Genomic DNA, 15,829 nt, shown 5'->3' on the forward strand with positions numbered 1-15,829 from the left:
CCGGCGCCGGCCACGCTGGCAAATCGCGGCCGCCAGACCATCTCATGGAACCCCCACAAGACCCAGGGGATGACAGCCAGCGCCAAGGACTCCGCCAGCGCCGCCCGCACATACATGTCAAAGAGATGATACGGCACATACATGTAGGCAACCGCCGCCAGCAGGGCACCCCGCCGGCCCAGCGGCCGGCGCAGGAAGCCGTACATCCCCAGCCCGGAGAGCATCAGCGCCAGGCCGAAGACCGCTTTGACCGCATCCTCAAACCCCAGCCCCAACAGATGGAACCCTTCCCCGATGTAAAAAGCCAGCGGGGCGTAAATGTTGAAGAACGGATAGCCGTAGCCGAAGGCAAAGTCCGGTGACCAGCGCGGGTACAAGATGCCTTCCTGAATGGAGCGATCGAACTCGAACAGGAAGTACACGCTGTGGCGCGCGTCGTGGGCGCCCCAGAAATAGCCGGGCAGTAACAGCGGGCCGATGGCGAAGAGGCCGGCCAATGCTACCAAAAAGATGTATATGTCCACCGCCGACCCGATGCGCTCGCGCCTCACGGCCCGACCTCCCCACACGGCCATGGAAGCGGATAGGCCGGCCGCGGGAATGCCAGCTCCACATGGTCCCCCTTCCCCACCGGCAGGCGCTCGCCCGTCTGCGCATCATAGAATCCCATGATGACGCGGTAGCCGGCCGGCGGCCCATCTTCCTTCATATGAAAGCCATACGTGTCGGTGATGATTTCGCCGGGAACCCAGGTGCTGGTCGGACGTTCGCCGCCGCGCGGTTGGATATCCTGCTGGCCCCAGATAGTGTTGCCGGCGTCCAGCGCCTGCACGAACACGGTGTAGTCCCTGTCCAGCCAGTCGAGCGCCTGCCAGGTCACCGAGAGGGATATATCCCCGCCGGGCGCCAGCTCGCCGCGGAACGAATAGTCCAGCAGGGCGACGGCCTGATCCCCCAGCACCGCCAGCGGGCGATCAGGGGGCTGTACCTCCGTCCACGCCGGCTGGAGATAGGGATACACCGCCAGCAGGGCGATCAGGACCAGGCCGGCCAGCCAGGGAATGCGCGCCAGCGCCGGCACGTCGCGCACCGCACTGCCGGCCAGCAGGGCCAGGGCCAGGCCGGCCAGCCCCAGCAACTGCCAGGGATACGCCAGCAGGGCGTTCAGCCGCGAGATGTGCCAGAATGGCGCGCTGATGGGCAGGGTCAGCAGACAGCAGAGGATGACGCCGGCCAGCAGTACCCGCTTCGTGCGGCGGCGATCGGCGTCCCCGGCTCTGACCAACAGGGAAAGGCCGGCCAGCGCCAGCGGCGCGATGCCAAGCTGAAAGGGCATCTCGTCCTTCCAGCCGGCGGAGCTGGGCACCGTGCTCCAGGCGGCGGAGAAAAGCTGATAGACGTACACGAAATGGTCGAAGAAGCGCTCCGTGCCGCCGGCCAGCAGGCCCCAGCCCCCCAGGGGAACGGCCGGCAGAAGGGGCAGAAGCGCCAGCGGCCGGCGGTACCGCCACAGCAGGGCGCTGGCCGCGAACAGGGCGAACCAGACCGCCAGCCCCAGATGGGAGAGGGCCAGCAAGCCCCAGGCCGCAAGCGCGGCGGTCCCCGAGGAGAGCCGCGGGCGCTGGGCAAAGCGGTGGAGCGCCCAGCCGGCCAAGGGATACAGCGCCAGCGCCCAGGGTTCGCCGGCCCCGCCGGCTACATATGTGACCGCCAAACGGTACGGCAGGAAGGTGTACACCACCGCCGTCAGCAGGGCCGCTGGCCTGCCCCAGCGGCCGGCCAGCCAGCCGTACAGGAACAGGCCGCCCAGCAGGGTCGCCAGCGCCAGTGACCATTTCACGGCATCGCCGGCGGACGCGCCCGCCCAGCGCGCCAGCGCGGCAAAAACCAGGGGGAGAAGCCCATCCCGCGCGGCCGGGCCGGCGTGCTCCGCCACCGCCGGCCAGCCGCCGCAGTGCACGAACGCTTCCAGCGCCCAAACGGGGCGAAAGCCAGCGGCAGTTTGGGGGAAACCCGGACGCGCCAGCGGCGCCGCCGCGAACAGCGACAGCAAAGCCGCTGTCAAGGGATAAGCCAGCTTCCCGTCATCCCGCATCGTCGCACCGCGTCCCGGCTACTGGCGCGCCAGCCGGCCGTCCAGCTCCAGCTTGTCAGCGATGCCTTTCATCGCCTCCAGCACAATGCTCACGTGCTCCCACAGGTCCACACCCAGCTCCTGCGCGCCCTGTTCGATGTCGGCGCGGTTGACGCCGGCGGCGAACGCCTTATCTTTCCACTTCTTTTTGACGGACTGGACCGTCACATCAGCGATGTTTTTGCTCGGCCGCACCAGCGCCACCGCGATAATCAGGCCGGTCAGCTCATCCACGGCGAAAAGCGCCTTGGCCAGAGGTGTGGTGCGGGGCACGTTGAGGTATTTGGCATGGCCCTTGACCGCCTCGATGATATCCGCCGGCCAGCCTAGGGCCTCCAGGTTCTTGGCGCCGGCCATAGGATGCGACGAAGGGTCGGGGTTCTGCTCGTAGTCATGGTCATGCACCAGCGCTGTCGCCGCCCAGTACTCCTCATCCTCCCCAAAGCGGCGGGCATAGGCACGCATGGCCGCTTCTACCGCCAAGGCGTGCTTGATGAGGCTGGGGTCCTTCGTGTTCTGCGTCAACAGCTCCCACGCGGCCTCCCGTGTGACCTTCATGGCATACCTCCTATCACGCTGTTGGAATCCTCGTATACGATCGGGATCGGTTCTCCCAGGACGGGGAGCGGCCGGCGGATATGCACGTCCGCCCAGGCCATGAGCAGTGCCGCCAGTTCCCGCAGGCGGTACCACTGTTCCATCAGATAGGGCTGGAGATCGGCCGTAATGCCCACCGCATTGATGCCCATCTGCCGGCAGAGGTACACCGCCCTGGGCTGATGAAAGCGCTGGGTCACGATGACGGCATCGGTGATGCCGAAGATGTGCCGCGCCCGATAACAACTGTCATAGGTGCGCCGGCCGGCATAATCATAGACGATATCCTCCGCCGGCACGCCCAGCGCCAGGGCATACTCTCCCATGGACGCCGGCTCATTATACCACGCGAAGCGATTATCGCCAGTCATGAGGAGCTTGCGCACCTTGCCGGCATGGTACAGCGCCGCGGCGGTGCGCACCCGATCCGCCAGCACAGCGCTGGGCCGGCCGTCTCGCTCAAGGCCGGCGCCCAGCACAATGGCGATGGGACGCGCCGGCACCTCCTCGATGTTCCGATATATGTAGGGCGCGGTGGAGCGTCGGATATGCCAGATGATGCCCAGCGGGCCGGCGACAATGCCCGCGCCGGCCAGCAGGAACACCACTCTCACCAGAGTATGCTTCCATGGAGCCATGGCGTTTTCCCATGTATCCTACAACACATAACGTTCCCTACGATACACGGTTCCATGGGAATGGGCAAATTGCGGGACTCGCATGCGTCCGTTTTATCCCTCCGCCCTTTTGTGGTACAATACGCCTGGACGGCTGGACGCACGGCATGTAAGGAGGTGAGCCATGCACCCGCTGGTGAAACTGGCGAAGGAAACCATCGAGTCATATGTCCGTTATGGGAAAATCCCCCAACCACCCTCTCCCCTGCCCGAGGAAATGAAGGGGCGCGCCGGCGTCTTCGTCTCCATCCATACTCGCGACGGCGCGCTGCGCGGCTGTATCGGCACCATCGAGCCAACCCGGCCCAATATCGCCGAGGAGGTCATCCACAACGCCATCGCCGCCGCCACGCGCGACCCGCGCTTCCCACCGGTCACGCCGGCGGAGCTGGACGACCTGGTCATCAACGTGGACGTGCTCTCACCCCCCGAACGGATATACAGCCTGGACGAACTGGACCCGAAGCGCTATGGGGTCATCGTGCAGAGCGGCTGGCGGCGCGGACTGCTCTTGCCAGACCTGGAAGGGGTGGACACGGTGGAACAGCAGGTGGACATCGCGCGGCGCAAGGCCGGCATCGGGCCGCGCGAACCGGTCGAAATGTACCGCTTTGAGGTGAAGCGCTATTATTGATGGCGGTGGCCGGCGCCATGCCCGCCGTGAGGGTCATGGCGCTGGTCCTCGCCGGCCTTTTCCGCCAGCAGTGCCAGCCCGTGGCGCAGGGCCGGCGCAATGGTCAGCAGGTTTTCCCGAGCCGCTTTGGGACTGCCCGGCAGATTGACGATGAGCGTGCGGCCGCGAATGCCGGCGACCGCCCGGCTCAGCATGGCATGCGGGGTCAGGGCCAGGCTGGCAGCCCGCATGGCCTCTGCCAAACCTGGCGCCAGTTTCTCCACGACCGAGAGAGTGGCCTCCGGCGTCACATCGCGCGGTGCGAAGCCCGTCCCGCCTGTCGTGAGAATGAGGTCCAGGCGTAGTTCGTCCGCCCACTGGCGCAGTAGCGCGGCGATCTGCTCCTGCTCATCCGGCACAACAGCGTACTGGGCGACGTGAAAGCCCAGCTCCTCCCCCACCAGCTTGATCAGCGCCGGCCCGCTGGCATCCTCTCGCTCGCCGCGGGCACTGCGATCACTGACAGTTAATATCCCCACGCGGGGCCACAGCGCTTCGTCCATGCCGGCCTCCCCACGCCTCAGCTCTCTGCCCCTACCACTTCCTGCCAGGGGCCGTGAATGCCGTCCTCGCTCACCCCGTAATACACGTGCAGATGTCCCTCCGCATCCCGCTGGACCAGGTCATAATGCACGTTGCCGCGGCTGGAGGTCTTCTTCCACAGGCCCAGGTTGCCCTTCCAGGTGACCTTGGCCGGGTCCACCGGTGCCTGCTCCGCCTGGGTGATGGCGTAGCGCCAGAGCTTGCGGGCGGAGGAACGGGTGACGTTTTGCACGACGTTGCCGTTGCGCAGGTCGCGCAGGGCATAATAGCGCGTGCCTTTGCGCTCCGAGACATTGACGATTTCCACGCCGGTGCGCGGCGGGTCCACCATTTCGCCGGCAGCCGGCTGGACATGGACAGGCTCCTCGGCGGTAGGCGCCGGCTCGGGCGAAGGTTCGATGGCCGGCTCCTCCTGCTCTTTCTCCGCCAGCAGTTGCGCCCGCACAAGCTGGACGATCTCATCCCGCACCGCCAGGCTGGTCTCGGCTTCCTGACGCACGTAAATCTTGCTCTGCTCCAGGGCGTAGGGCTTATCCTTCCCCTCCGGCACCACCACTCGCACAATGCGCTTGCCCTGGGACTCCAGCTCGTCCACGGTGACATCCAGCGGCGGCGTGATTTTCTCGGCGATCTCCGCCTTCAGCACCGCAATAGCGGAGTCCGTTTCCGGCACGCCGGCCGGCGGCTGACGCGGGTTCGGGCCAACGCCGATGTAAATGGTCCCGCCGCGGGTGTTGGCAAAGGCGACCACATCGCACAGGATCGCATGGAGCCGGCCGCCGCGGCGCTCCATGCTCTCATGAAAAGACTGGACAATGCTGGGGCCTTGTTCCCGCGCCGCCTGGACGTGGTCAAAAGGTTCTTTTGTCGAGCGATACGGCCGGGTGCGGGCGAAATCGGTGCCCAGGAAAACCTCCTTGAGCGCCTGGAAGCTGACCTCTGGCAGGAGCACCTCGGTCACCCGATCGCCGATGCCGAGGCGAGTGCGGTCCTCCGGGTGCCGGCGCAGACGGTGCGCGTCCGAACCCTGGATGCAGTGCATCCGCCGCGGGTATTCCGGCTTGGTGCCGCTGAAGAAGCGCGCCGTGGCGTTGCGGCGGGTGCTCTCCAGGTCCGTGACCTCCAGGGCATGCAGATGCGGATCCTGGGTCCAGGCGATCTTGGTCTGGCCGCCAAAGGGCAGGCCGCGCATGGCGACGCCGTGGGCGGAGTTGGCGTGCGCGGCGATGACGATACCGCCGGCCTCGTCGATCATCTCATAGGCGGTCAGCACGTCCACCGTGGCGCCGACCTCGGTACTGCCGGCGTCCAGCCTGTCGGCCGGCACGTTCATCTCCAGCAGAAGATGCTCCAGCTCGCGCAGAGTGGTCTCGGGAGGGAAAATAGCCAGGATATGGAAGCCGAACGTGGCGGTGAATTCAAAGCCCGGCAGGACCAGAATCTCATTGCCCAGCCGGCGGTATTCGTCCAGCCGGGCTTTCTCCTCCGGATGAATGCGGTTCAGCCGCTCCAGCATGGTAAGCTGTTCCACCTCGCGGCGGATGGCGGCGATGCCGGCCACCGTATTGTGGTCGGTAATAGCGATAATATGCAGGCCCTTCTGATGGGCCTCGCGCAGAATGTCCAGATAATCCACCCCAGGTTCCTCGTAGTCGGAAGAGGCCGGCGTATGCAGGTGCAGGTCCATCCTGTACCACTGCATATTCTTGTACCGGGAGCCCTCCTGCTGGCGGCGGGATGGATCGGACGGGTTTCGAGCAGTCAATGTGTTCCTCCAAGTAATGGTATGGCTTTAGTGAATGATGTTTGCTGGGGGTCGGCAGTATACCGACCCCCAGCAGAATACGCGCTTCAGACGTCGGCCGGCGCCGGCTCCGCCGCGGGAGCCTCCGCCTCTGCCACCGACTCCTCCACGCGCTGATCGCGCAGGGCGACCTTCCAGACCTGGTCAATCTCGTCCACCAGGACGAATTTCATGCGCTTCTTGACATCCTCCGGGATATCGTCCAGATCCGGCTCGTTGCGCCGCGGCAGGATGACCGTGGTGATGCCGGCGCGGTCGGCCGCCAGCACCTTCTCCTTGATGCCGCCCACCGGCAGGACCTTGCCGCGCAGGGTAATTTCGCCGGTCATGGCCACATCGGAGCGCACCGGCCGGCCCGTCAGCAGGGAGGCCAGGGCGGTGGCGATGGCGACGCCGGCGGACGGCCCGTCCTTCGGCGTGGCGCCGGCCGGCACGTGCAAATGGATATCGGTCTTCTCAAAGAAGCGCGGGTCAATGCCCAACTCTTCAGCCTTCGAGCGCACGTAGCTCAGCGCCGCCTGCGCCGACTCCTTCATCACGTCGCCGAGCTGACCGGTGACGATGAACTGCTTGGTGCCGGGCATTTTGGTGGCCTCGATGAAGAGGATGTCGCCTCCCACCGGGGTCACCGCCAGGCCGACGGCCACGCCGGGGCGGTCGGTGCGTTCCGCCACGTCGTACAGGAAGCGCGGCTTGCCCAGGTAGGCCGGCAGGTCCTGGGCATCCACGGTCACGCTGACCGTCTCGCCGGCGGCGATCTTCGTCGCCACCTTGCGGCAGATGGAGCCGATCTGGCGCTCCAGATTGCGCACGCCGGCCTCGCGCGTGTACTCGCGGATGATGCGCAGGACCGCCTGGTCTGTGATCTGCACCTCGCCCGGCTGGAGGCCGTTCTCCTTGAGCTGGCGCGGCAGGAGATACTTCTGGGCAATATGGAGCTTATCCTCATCCGTATAGCCCGGGATCTGAATGATCTCCATGCGGTCACGCAGGGGCGCCGGGATCGGCTCCAGCATGTTGGCCGTGGTGATGAACATCACCTGCGACAGGTCAAAGGCCACGTCCAGGTAATGATCGCGGAACTCGCGGTTCTGCTCCGGGTCCAACACCTCCAACAGAGCGGCCGCCGGGTCGCCGCGGAAATCCATGCCCATCTTGTCCACTTCATCCAGCATGAAGACCGGGTTCTTGGTGCCGACACGGCGGATGCCCTGGATGATGCGGCCGGGCAGGGCGCCGACATAGGTGCGGCGGTGGCCGCGTATCTCCGCCTCATCGCGCACGCCGCCCAGGCTCATGCGGATGAACTTGCGTCCCAGGGCGCGGGCGATGGAGCGCCCCAGCGAGGTCTTGCCCACACCCGGGGGCCCCACAAAGCAGAGGATGACGCCCGCGCGCTCGGGCCGGATGTAGTCTTCCGCTTCCTCTGCCGCCGGCGGTTTCCCGGCATCGCCGGCCGCCGCAAGCCCCGCCGGCGCTTCGACGCCGACGGCCTCCTCGCCGGCGCTTTCCTTCATCTCCCGGCGCTCCTTGCGCAGTTTGCGCACCGCCAGGAACTCCAGGATGCGCTCCTTCACGTCCTCCAGGTCATAGTGATCCTCATCGAGCACCTGACGGGCGCGGTTGATATCCAGGTTGTCCTCGGTCTGGACGTTCCAGGGCAGGTTGATGAGCCAGTCCAGGTAGGTTTTGATGACGGAATATTCGGCGGCGGCCGCCGGCATGCGCCGCAGGCGCTCCAGCTCGCGCTTGGCCTCTTTGGCGGCTTCCTCCGGGAGGCCGGCTTCCGCCAGCTTGCGCTCCAGCTCGGCGATCTCCGCCTGCTGAGGGTCCTCCTCACCCAGCTCCCGCTGGATAGCCTTCAACTGCTCGCGCAGGAAATACTCCCTCTGCATGCGCTCCATCTCGCTCTGGGCTTGGCTCTGGATCTTGCGGCCCAGCTCCAGCACCTCCACCTCCCGCGTCAGGATGGTGGTGAGCTTGAGGAGCTTTTCGCGCACGGAGTCAAGCTCCAGCAGTTCCTGCGCGTCCTTCAGCTCCATGCGGATGCTGGAGGCAATCAGGTACACCAGCGCCCGCGGGTCCTGGAGGTTCATCGCCGTCATGAGAAGCTCATCCGGCAGTTGAGGGGAGAGGGAAACCATCTGCCGAAACAGCTCCAGGGCGTTGCGGGAGAGCGCCTCCACTTCCACCGTCTCCTCGACGATGTCCGGGGCAACCTCCACGCGGGCCATCAAATACGGTTCTTCCTGGATAAACTCCTTGATCTTGATGCGCTCGATGCACTGGACGATCATGCGCACGGTGCCGTCGGGCGCCTTCATCATGCGGTGCACGATAGCGGCCGAGCCGACGTGGTAGATTTGGTCCGGGCCGGGCTGTTCGATCTCCGGATTCTTGGAGGCCACCAGGCCGATCATTTGCTTTTTGACCACCACATCGTCCACCAGTCGGATGGAGCGGGGCTGGCCGACGGTCAGTGGGAGCCACATGAGCGGGTAGGCGACCACGCCGCGCAAAGGCAGGATAGCAAGCACCTCGGGGATGCCGGCGCCGGCCCCCTCACCTTCCGGTCCCTGGGTCGGCATCGGCCCGCCGAAGGGACCGCCGGCAGACCCGTCCGGCGTATTCATCTCTTCAAGTAAGGTTGACCATTCCGTGAATGGCATGGATTTGTTCCTCCTTGGCAATTTCTGGCGCGCAGGGAATGATGAATTGCCTCGGCAGATCATCTTTTCCGCATAGGGCGCGCATGGCTAACAGTTGCCGGCCTGATTGACGTCCACCACGCGCACGCGCCGCTTCTTCGGTTTGGGCAGGACAACCACCAGAAAACCGTCCTGATAGGTGGCCTCGACGTCCTCCGCCTCAATGGTCCAGGGCAGGTAGACCTCCGTCTGGAAATCCCCGTACATAATTTCCATCTGTTGATAGGCGAGCTTGGAACCGCTGGCATGGTCGTCGCGCCGGCCGCTGATGGTCAGCGTGCGGCGGGAGAGCTGGATATGGAAATCCTCCTCCTTCATGCCGGCGATCTCCACTCGCACGACAATCGCATCGTCCGTCTCGTACACATCGGTGGGCGGACGCCAAACTTTTGCCTGATGGCTCACGGTCCAGGTAATCCTCCTTCCTACCAGCATGGCCCAATCTCCCTGCTCCTTCGAAATGGCCCTGCCTGCGATCCTGCAGGGCGAAACGTTTCAATGCCCAACGCCTCATGACGGCAAAGGTAGCGCGCCAATATGATACTCCAATTATACACTATGTCGCATAAAAACATGGAATTGTGCTTACGCACTTTTCGGCGGCGCCGGCCGGCGCGCCAACCACTGCGCCACAAAGCGCTCGATAGCCGGGTAGTCATGGGCCGGAAGCCAGTGGATGCGCGGGTCATTGGCGCGGAACCAGATAGACTGCTGGTGCACCAGCCGGCGGGTCTCCCGCTTAATGCGGGCAACGGCCTCTTCCAGGGTGGTCTCGCCGCGCAGATAGGCGATGATCTGACGGTATCCCAGACTGGAGAAGGCCGGCAAGTCAGGGGGATAGCCGGCCTCCAGCAGGCGGCGCACCTCATCCACCAGGCCGGCGGCGATCATCTGTTCCACACGCTCGTCAATGCGGGCGTACAGTTCCGCCCGCTCCATCTGCAGGCCGATGATCAAGGTGTCATAGGGGGGCGGGTTCTTGCGCTGTAGCTCCGAGATGGGTTGGCCCGTGGTCAGGCAGACCTCCAGGGCGCGGATGACGCGGCGCACATTGCGCGGGTCAATACGCGCCGCGGCAGTCGGGTCCAGCTCGGCCAGCCGGCGGTGAAGCGCCTCCGGCCCTTCCTGGCGCGCCTGCTCCTCCAATTGGGCGCGGATCGTGGGCTGGGGCGGCACGCGCGGAATGCTCCACCCCTCCAGCACCGCCCAGACGTACTGCCCCGTGCCGCCGACCAGCATGGGCAGATAGCCCTGGTGATGGGCGTCGGCAATGGCCCGATAGGCCAGCTCCTGGAATTGGGCCAGGCCAAAAGGCTCGTCCGGGTTCAAGATGTCGATGAGGTAATGCGGCACGCGGGCACGTTCCGCCGGCGTGGGCTTGGCAGTGCCGATATCCATATGCCGGTAAATCAGCCGCGAGTCGGCGGAGATAATGGCGCCGTGAAAGCGCTCCGCCAGGCGCAGGGCCAGGGCACTCTTGCCCACGGCAGTCGGCCCAACGATGGCCAGCAAGCGAACAGGCGTCGAGGACCCAGCGCTCGTTTCAGTGCTCACGGCAGTCGTTCTCCGGTGCAGGCATCGAAGAGCCGGGCATCGGCCGGCGCGTAAGTCAGCCGTATGGTCTGCCGGCGCGGCACGCCGGCGGAGATGGGCAGTTTCGCCACGGCCGGATAGCCGGCTGTCCGACCGTGCACCAGCAGGACATGCTCCGAAGGATGCGGTTCCACCACCTCGACCTCCAATTGGATGGGGCCGGCGTCATCCGGATGGAGGTGCTCCGGTCGGATGCCGAACAGGATGGGCGTGCCGGCGCGCGGCGGCCGGCGAAGGAGCGGCATAGGAAGCCGCATCGGCCCGATCAGCACAGAATCGACATCCGCCTGCGCCGGCCAAATGTTCATCGGCGGCGAGCCGAGAAAGCCTGCCACGAAGGCGGTGGCCGGCCAATCATACAACTCCCCGAAAGTGCCCACCTGTTCGATGCGGCCGGCGCGCATCACGGCAATGCGATCCCCCATCGCCACGGCCTCGCTCTGGTCATGGGTGACGTAGAGGCAGGTGCAGTGGAAGCGCCGCAGGAGGCGCTTGATCTCGGCGCGGGTCTTCACCCGCAGTTTGGCATCCAGGTTCGAGAGCGGTTCATCGAACAGGAAAACGCTCGGCTCGCGAGCGATACAACGAGCGATCGCCACGCGCTGGCGCTCCCCCTCGGAAAGTTGGGGCGGCTTGCGGTCCAGGAGCAGTTCGAAACCGACCCCCATGATCTGGGAAACCGTCCGCACCCGCTCCGGGATTTCCTCCTCGCGATGGTGTATGCGGAAGAAAAAGGCGATGTTCTCGCGGCTCTCCATATGCGGGTACAGGGCGTAGTTCTGAAAGACCATGCCGATGCGGCGTTCGGCCGGGCTCAGGTCCGTGACATCCTGGTCGTTGAAATAGACCCGGCCGGCGTCCGGCGGCACCAGCCCCGCAATCACCCGCAGGAGCGTGGTCTTGCCACAGCCCGATGGCCCGAGGACAGCCATGGTCTCGCCGGCGCGCACCAGCAGGTTCACGCCATCCAGCGCCAGGCCAGGCGGCGCCAAAAATTCGGGCTCCTGCATGCGCTCATAATATGCAGTAGGAGGATGCTCCAGGGTTTCCGCCAGCATTTCCGGGCCGGCGGCCCCGAAACGCTTGAAAACTCCCTCCAGCCGGATCAACGTCACCGCCTATCCCTCCACCGCACTGCGGATCAGGCGACAGCGGAGCGGCTGACCATCCCTCGAAAGGTCCACAGCCACCAGGTCAATGCGCCAGGGGCCGTCCCAATCCCATTCGGCGACCAGGTATCCGCCGCACTGCATCAGGCGCTCCCCTTTCGTACTGGTGATGGTCTCCTCCGGCGTGCTGAAGGCGTTGTCCTGCCGGCGCGCCCGCACCTCCACCAGCACCAGCGCCTCCCCCTCTCGGGCGATGATGTCCACCTCGCCGGCCGGACAGTGCCAGTTACGCGCCAGGATGGCATAGCCCAGGCCTTCCAGATAGCGCGCCGCATGTTCCTCCGCCAGGCGCCCGCGGCGGTAGCTCAGCCGGCCCATCAGCACCCCTCCTCCGGGCATGCGGAGATGAGCCCCTGCACCAGTTGGGCCACCGGCGCATACGAGAAACGGTGAATGGGGGATGGGCCATGGCGGAGCAGTGCCGCCCGATGTTCCTCGGTGCCATACCCCTTGTGGCGGGCGAAGCCATACGCCGGCAGCCATTGATGGGCGGCGGCCATCCAGTTGTCGCGGGTGACCTTGGCGACGATGGAAGCGGCGGCGATGGAGAAACAGCACTGGTCCCCTTTGATGATCGCCTCCTGGGGGCAGGGGACCTGCGGCAGGTGCAGCGCGTCGATCAGCAGGGCATCCGGCCGGCAGGTGAGCGATGCGAGCGCCAGCTCCATGGCCAGGCGGGTGGCCGGCAGGATGCCGATGCGGTCAATCTCCTGCGCCGGCACGATGCCCACACCCCAAGCGAGGGCACGGCGGATGATGGCGTGGTACAGCTCCTGCCGGCAGGATGGGGAGAGGCATTTGGAATCGTCCACCTCGGCCAGTTCCGCCGGCAGATCCTCCAGCGGCGGCAGGATAACCGCGGCGGCCACGACCGGGCCGGCCCATGCGCCGCGTCCCGCCTCGTCCAGGCCGGCGACCCGCTGGCTGCCGACCTGCCACAACCTTGCTTCTCTTTCCAGCGACGGCGGCATTTGGCCAGTCCTCCAGACCCCAGAGGATCTTCCGGTTATATTGTACACGAAAATACGAAACCGGGGTACTGGAGACCCCGGCCTCGCCATACTGCCGTTTCCAAGGAGGGAGAATAAAGGGATTAGCGCCTTTCCTTCAATCGGGCCGCCTTGCCCTTGAGACCGCGCAGGAAATACAGCTTGGAGCGCCGAACCTTGGCATGCCGCACTATCTCCACCTTTTCAACGCGGGGGGAATGCAGGGGGAAGGTGCGCTCGACGCCGATGCCGCCGGCGGCAATGCGGCGCACGGTGAAATTGGCATTGGCCCCGCCGCCCTTGCGGATGCGAATCACGACGCCCTGGAAGACCTGGATGCGTTCGCGGTTGCCTTCCACAATGCGCGCATGTACCCGGACGGTGTCTCCCGGTTGGAGCTCGGGGATATTCGGATTGGGTTCGACCGCTTCCACGGACTGCAGTAATGCGTTGTTCATCTCGCCACCCCTTCATCACAAGTAAAGAGCCCTGTTCGCCTTCCCTGCGCCAGAAGATACCGTCTCGCTGGGAACAGGACCCTTGTGTTCGGCTACTACAGCCGGCCATTATAACATAAGGTGGAGGGATATGCAAAAAATTCAGCCCCTCTTGCCGGCCAGGCGCCGGCTGGCCCAGCGCTGGATGTCCTCCACAATGCGGCCAGGCAGGGCCGGCTCATGAGCGGCCAGGATTTCCTCCACCCGCGCATGGGCGCGCGCCAGCAGGGATTCCTCCGGCCGGCCGGCGCCGTGTTCACCCAGCCGGTCGAAGAGACTGCCGCTGAAGAACTCCGGCGAGCGGAGCATCTTCAGGGTGAGGGGGTCTTCCAGGAAATGGCCGCCGGGGCCGGCCCGCAGGACGGAATCGAAGCCCAGCATCTCCTCGGACGTGTCAATGCCCTCGGCCAGGCGCATGAGCAGGCCGGCGAGCTCTGCCTGAATAACGATCATCTCCGGGGACATGCCGACGGCGTTGTAGCAGGAGCCCAGGCCGCCCATCATATTCTGCCCGAGGATGATGGAGGGGAACATCAGCAGAGCGCTTTCCATGCCGCACTGCATGTCATGCCGGCCCACCAGGGAGCCCCCTGTCTCGCCGGTAGTGGGCAGGCCGTAGAACTTCCCCATCTGGATGAGGGCTGTTTTCCAGAGCATCTTGTCGGGGCTGTAGTAGATATCATAGCCACTGCGCAGGTCGGTGAGGGAGGGGCCGGCGCCGTACAATATGGGCGCGCCCTCCCGCAGAAGCTGACTGAGGGTGATGAGGAAGAGGTTTTCGGCGTTGGAGACCAGCAGGGTGCCGGCAAAGGTCAGGGGGGAGGTCGTGCCGGCCATCGGACAGATGACGGGGATGGTGGCCATGCCGCGCCGCACGCCCTCTTTCAGGATCCAGGCGTTGACGTCGGTGAGCATCAGGGGGCTGGTGACGGCGACGCCGAAGGAGAGCACCCGCCGGCGGCCGAGCGGCTGTCCATCGGCGTAGATTTCGGCGACTTCCAGCCAATCGCGTGCGGACTCGACCGAAGCCGGCAGGGCCATGAGGTGTTTGGTGGTGTTGGTGGCGAAGGCCTCCAGGCTCTTGACATAGGCGGCGTCCGGCGGCAGGCCCTCGGGCGGCATATCCATGCGGTGAATATCGCCCACGATGGGGAGCGCATCCCCCAGGCGAGTGTGGCGGATGATGTCATTCAGGACGGGCCGGCGCGGCTGGAGGGTCGCATAATCAATGATCCAGGGGTCAATGACCAGGGAACCGAACACCCGATGTTCGCCCCCCACCAGGATGGGCCGGCCGTCCTGGTGGTGGATCTCGAACATGAGAGGCGCCAGCCGGCGCGCTTCTTCCACCAACTGACGCGGGATGCGGACGATGTCGCTGGCCTCGTCGACCCGCGCGCCGGCGGCGGCCAACACCTGCCGGCATTCGGCATCCAGGACCCGTACGCCGGCCTGCTCCAGCACATCCAGCGAGCGCTGATGGATGCGCTCAATCTCACTTTCGCTGAGCACGCGCAGAGAGAGCTTCCCCATTGTTCCTCCTTCTCACGCCGGCTGTATTGGTCTTTTGTTCATACCATCAGACCAGATTCAATATACCATGGCCTTGGCCGGCTGTCAAGGCTTTCCCGCAAAGGTTGGTTGCACGTTTGTGCATTTTCACTTATAATATGAGTATCAAACGGTGAGCCAAATTATGGCGGCCAGGATCGCGGCTATCATCCGATGCAAAAGCTGGTGCGTTTCTCACTCCCCGAGGTTATCTTCGGCGATGGGGCTCGCTTTGGCGCTGTCCATGCACTGAAGGCGCTTGCGGTCGAACGTCCCCTCTTGGTCACCGATGCCGGCCTGATCGCCGCCGGCTGGGTGGAGGAACTCTCGCAGTATCTCCAGCATCACGGCGTCCCCGTGACTATCTGGAGCGCAGTCACTCCCAACCCGAAGGATCATGAAGTGATGGCCGGCGCCCGCCAGTACCTGCTCGAAGATTGCGACGGGCTGATCGCCCTGGGGGGCGGCAGTGTCATTGACGCCGCCAAGGGCATCGGCCTGCTGGCCTCCCACGGCGGTGACCTGCACGATTATGTCGGCATTGGCCGAACGCGCGAGCCGCTCCCGCCGCTGATCGCCATCCCCACCACCGCCGGCAGTGGCGCCGATATCTCCCAGTACTGCGTCATCACCGACACATCCGCGCGGTGCAAGATGGTCATGGCGGACAAAAACTTGATCCCCGATATGTCCCTCATTGACCCGGAGACACTGCGCACCCTCTCGCCGGCACAGGCCGCGCAATCCGGCTTCGACGTCATCACCCATGCCGTCGAAGCCTATCTTTCCATCGGGGCGAATGTGCTCACCGATTCACCGGCGCTGGAAGCGCTGGAGCTGGCGAACGCGCACCTGGAGCGTTTTGCCCGGGACCCGACCGATGCAGAGGCCGGC

Annotated in this window: 16 protein-coding genes; 2 read left to right on the top strand and 14 right to left on the bottom strand. The window is 65.2% G+C overall.

From position 1 onward, the window contains the following. The 4 genes from H5T60_03395 to H5T60_03410 all read right to left on the bottom strand — a co-directional run. Positions 1–551: glycosyltransferase family 39 protein (locus tag H5T60_03395; GenBank protein MBC7241475.1), on the bottom strand; the 551-nt coding region annotated here is incomplete at its 3' end. Beyond that, a complete protein-coding gene (locus H5T60_03400) occupies positions 548–2,095 on the bottom strand; it encodes a hypothetical protein (GenBank protein ID MBC7241476.1) in 1,548 nt (515 codons plus the stop codon). The genes H5T60_03395 and H5T60_03400, both read right to left, overlap by 4 nt. A gap of 18 nt (positions 2,096–2,113) precedes the next feature. Beyond that, positions 2,114–2,692 carry an HDIG domain-containing protein gene (locus H5T60_03405; protein ID MBC7241477.1) on the bottom strand — a complete coding sequence of 193 codons (579 nt, stop codon included), beginning with the start codon at positions 2,690–2,692 and terminating at the stop codon, positions 2,114–2,116. Continuing rightward, positions 2,689–3,369: a YdcF family protein gene (locus H5T60_03410; GenBank protein MBC7241478.1), complete on the bottom strand. Its 681-nt coding sequence runs from the start codon at positions 3,367–3,369 to the stop codon at positions 2,689–2,691. Before H5T60_03410 ends, H5T60_03405 begins: the two co-directional genes overlap by 4 nt. 163 nt (positions 3,370–3,532) lie before the next feature. On the opposite strand from H5T60_03410, the gene amrA reads away from it, so the two are divergent. Continuing rightward, positions 3,533–4,042, top strand: coding sequence for an AmmeMemoRadiSam system protein A (amrA, locus tag H5T60_03415; protein MBC7241479.1), 510 nt, complete (start codon positions 3,533–3,535; stop codon positions 4,040–4,042). Here the strand turns inward: amrA and H5T60_03420 are convergent. The 10 genes from H5T60_03420 to H5T60_03465 all read right to left on the bottom strand — a co-directional run bounded on the left by H5T60_03420 (position 4,036) and on the right by H5T60_03465 (position 14,917). Beyond that, positions 4,036–4,584, bottom strand: a complete 549-nt coding sequence (locus H5T60_03420) for a MogA/MoaB family molybdenum cofactor biosynthesis protein (GenBank protein ID MBC7241480.1) — start codon at positions 4,582–4,584, stop codon at positions 4,036–4,038. The genes amrA and H5T60_03420 overlap by 7 nt on opposite strands. 17 nt (positions 4,585–4,601) lie before the next feature. Next, a complete protein-coding gene (locus H5T60_03425; GenBank protein ID MBC7241481.1) occupies positions 4,602–6,326 on the bottom strand; it encodes a putative DNA binding domain-containing protein in 1,725 nt (574 codons plus the stop codon). 149 nt (positions 6,327–6,475) lie between these two features. Then, positions 6,476–9,016, bottom strand: coding sequence for an endopeptidase La (gene lon, locus H5T60_03430; GenBank protein MBC7241482.1), 2,541 nt, complete (start codon positions 9,014–9,016; stop codon positions 6,476–6,478). Positions 9,017–9,184: 168 nt separating this feature from the next. Beyond that, on the bottom strand, positions 9,185–9,541 hold the full coding sequence (locus H5T60_03435) for an Hsp20/alpha crystallin family protein (protein MBC7241483.1): 357 nt from the start codon (positions 9,539–9,541) through the stop codon (positions 9,185–9,187). Positions 9,542–9,721: 180 nt separating this feature from the next. Then, positions 9,722–10,690: a tRNA (adenosine(37)-N6)-dimethylallyltransferase MiaA gene (miaA, locus tag H5T60_03440; GenBank protein MBC7241484.1), complete on the bottom strand. Its 969-nt coding sequence runs from the start codon at positions 10,688–10,690 to the stop codon at positions 9,722–9,724. Then, on the bottom strand, positions 10,687–11,739 hold the full coding sequence (locus H5T60_03445; protein ID MBC7241485.1) for an ABC transporter ATP-binding protein: 1,053 nt from the start codon (positions 11,737–11,739) through the stop codon (positions 10,687–10,689). Before H5T60_03445 ends, miaA begins: the two co-directional genes overlap by 4 nt. 108 nt (positions 11,740–11,847) lie before the next feature. Then, a complete protein-coding gene (locus H5T60_03450) occupies positions 11,848–12,216 on the bottom strand; it encodes a YraN family protein (protein MBC7241486.1) in 369 nt (122 codons plus the stop codon). Further along, positions 12,216–12,869 carry a ribonuclease HII gene (locus tag H5T60_03455; protein ID MBC7241487.1) on the bottom strand — a complete coding sequence of 218 codons (654 nt, stop codon included), beginning with the start codon at positions 12,867–12,869 and terminating at the stop codon, positions 12,216–12,218. The genes H5T60_03450 and H5T60_03455 overlap by 1 nt, the downstream gene beginning before the upstream one ends. Before the next feature lie 122 nt (positions 12,870–12,991). Beyond that, entirely contained in the window at positions 12,992–13,345 is a 354-nt protein-coding gene (gene rplS / locus H5T60_03460; protein ID MBC7241488.1) for a 50S ribosomal protein L19, read from the bottom strand. Between the two features lie 141 nt (positions 13,346–13,486). After that, a complete protein-coding gene (locus H5T60_03465) occupies positions 13,487–14,917 on the bottom strand; it encodes a trimethylamine methyltransferase family protein (protein ID MBC7241489.1) in 1,431 nt (476 codons plus the stop codon). 192 nt (positions 14,918–15,109) lie between these two features. Here H5T60_03465 and H5T60_03470 point away from each other — a divergent pair. After that, on the top strand, positions 15,110–15,829 hold a 720-nt coding region (locus H5T60_03470; protein ID MBC7241490.1), incomplete at its 3' end, for an iron-containing alcohol dehydrogenase.

Source organism: Anaerolineae bacterium (genome assembly GCA_014360855.1).
In the GTDB taxonomy this organism is placed as follows: Bacteria; Chloroflexota; Anaerolineae; order JACIWP01; family JACIWP01; genus JACIWP01.